The following is a 216-nucleotide window of genomic DNA, read 5'->3' as shown; positions in this document are numbered from 1 at the left end:
GTCGCGTTTGGGATAAGTCTCAATGAGACGCTTGTCGACTGGAAACGCGTAGTCGGCAAACAGCAGATCGATGATCTCGATCACGCTTTGATCCTGAAATATCTTGCAGTCGGTGGTCAACGTGGCCAGATGCAACCACGGGCGCAATGTCACTTCGTACAGCGCGTGGCGGCCCTCTTGCCGCAGCATGCTGGCGGCGGTGATAAGGCCGGAGAT

1 protein-coding gene is annotated in these 216 nt (G+C 56.5%); it reads right to left on the bottom strand.

The features are described 5' to 3' along the window. The coding region (locus QN379_RS23615) for a phage late control D family protein (protein ID WP_323507790.1) at nucleotides 1-216 on the bottom strand (216 nt) is incomplete at both ends.

The sequence above is a fragment of the Glaciimonas sp. Gout2 genome (genome assembly GCF_035018905.1).
Lineage (GTDB): Bacteria > Pseudomonadota > Gammaproteobacteria > Burkholderiales > Burkholderiaceae_D > Glaciimonas.
The sequence above is the reverse complement of the archived record's forward strand: the minus strand, read 5'-3'. Positions and strand labels throughout refer to the sequence as shown.